Source organism: Streptomyces sp. NPDC002130, assembly GCF_040296465.1.
Lineage (GTDB): Bacteria > Actinomycetota > Actinomycetes > Streptomycetales > Streptomycetaceae > Streptomyces.
The window spans coordinates 1-1,664 of sequence record NZ_JBEOXI010000706.1; the positions used below are offsets into that span (position 1 = coordinate 1).

2 protein-coding genes and 1 pseudogene are annotated in these 1,664 nt (G+C 72.7%); 1 reads left to right on the forward strand and 2 read right to left on the reverse strand.

Features of this window, described 5'->3' with window-relative positions; all coding sequences use genetic code 11:
* Positions 1-153: 153 nt before the first annotated feature.
* Both trpC and ABT116_RS44670 read right to left on the reverse strand, forming a co-directional pair.
* Positions 154-963, reverse strand: coding sequence for an indole-3-glycerol phosphate synthase TrpC (gene trpC, locus ABT116_RS44665; protein ID WP_104779391.1), 810 nt, complete (start codon positions 961-963; stop codon positions 154-156).
* Between the two features lie 144 nt (positions 964-1,107).
* Positions 1,108-1,542 carry a DUF2752 domain-containing protein gene (locus tag ABT116_RS44670; protein ID WP_351646673.1) on the reverse strand — a complete coding sequence of 145 codons (435 nt, stop codon included), beginning with the start codon at positions 1,540-1,542 and terminating at the stop codon, positions 1,108-1,110.
* Positions 1,543-1,564: 22 nt separating this feature from the next.
* Between ABT116_RS44670 and ABT116_RS44675 the strand changes: the two are divergent.
* Positions 1,565-1,664: pseudogene (locus ABT116_RS44675) on the forward strand (DUF397 domain-containing protein); the annotation flags it as partial.

Consider the following 1,664-nt stretch of genomic DNA (forward strand, 5'->3'; position numbering starts at 1 on the left):
CGCCCGGCTCGTCACCGTTGCCTTCCCGGACGGGGGGGCCGTGGACCCGGGGTGCGGGCGCACGGCAGCCGCGGGGGCGGCAGCCGCGCGCGAGGCGGGCGTACCGGTCCACGGTCGTCAGGGTGTCAGTCATCGGGACAAGCTTAGCGGTGATCAGCTCCGGCCGTGGCGGAGTGCGGGGTGCTCGCCGGCCGCGACGAGGTCCGAGACGGCTGTCCTGGGGTCCTTGCCGGTGACCAGGGACTCGCCGACCAGCACCGCGTCGGCGCCGGCGTTGGCGTAGGCGATGAGGTCGTGCGGGCCGCGGACGCCGGACTCGGCGATCTTGATGATGTGGTCGGGGATCTCCGGCGCCACCCGCTCGAAGGTGCCGCGGTCGACCTCGAGGGTCTTGAGGTTGCGCGCGTTGACGCCGATCACACGGGCGCCGGCGTCGACCGCGCGCTCCACCTCGTCCTCGTCGTGCACCTCGACGAGCGGCGTGAGCCCGATGGACTCGGCGCGCTCGATGAGGGACTCCAGGGCGGGCTGGTCGAGGGCGGCGACGATCAGCAGCACGACGTCGGCGCCGTAGGCGCGGGCCTCCCACAGCTGGTACGACGTGACGATGAAGTCCTTGCGCAGGACCGGGATGTCCACCCGGGCCCGGACCGCCTCGAGGTCGGCGAGCGAGCCGCCGAAGCGGCGCTCCTCGGTGAGGACGGAGATGACGGCCGCGCCGCCCGCCTCGTAGTCCGCGGCGAGACCGGCCGGGTCGGCGATCGCGGCCAGCGCGCCCTTGGACGGGCTGGAGCGCTTGACCTCGCAGATGACCTTGACACCGTCGCCGCGCAGTGCGGCCACGCCGTCCTTGGCCGCGGGCGCCTTCGCCGCGCGCTCCTTGAGCTCGTCGAGGCTGACGCGCGCCTGCCGCTCCGCGAGGTCGGCACGGACTCCGTCGATGATCTCGTCGAGCACACTCACGCGAGCGGCCCCCTTCCAGACTCTTGACAGTTCCTGCGACCGATCGGAGAACCGATGGTCACTGCGATGGTATCCGCAGCGGGGCGTAGGCCTCGCATCCGGTTGACGCCGGTCCCTCCCCCGTACTGGACGTCCGTCCGTTGATCAAGGGTGGAGCCAGCCGCCGAAGGGCAGGTTACGGACCACGGAGAAGACCAGCAGCAACGCCCCGACACCCCACACCAGCTCCGGGCGGGGGTCGATCCGCAGCGGGCGCCCGCGGACCGCGTGGACCACCCATACGGTCCACAGCACGGCGAAGCCCAGATAGCCGAGGGTCGCGAGGGCGTTGGCGTGCAGCGCCGTGAGGACGTCCCCGTGGACGAAGGCGTGCGCGCTGCGCAGTCCGCCGCAGCCGGGACAGTAGAGGCCGGTGTAGCGCAACAGCGGGCACACGGGGTAGTGGCCGGGCTCGTTGGGGTCCACGGTGCCCACGTAGGCGAAGGCGGCGGCGACGGCCGCGAGCACCCCGGCGGGGACGGCCAGACGGCTCGGGACGCTCGGCGTCACCCTTCGGCTCTCGGCGTTCACGGTATGCATTGTGCCCCGCTCGCGCGTGAGGGGCGGCGTGGCCGTGCGCAACTCGCGCTTCCCCGACGGTCCCGCACTGGTCTACACCCGTGCGGAGATCGAGGCGATGCTGCTGGGTGTGAAGGACGGCG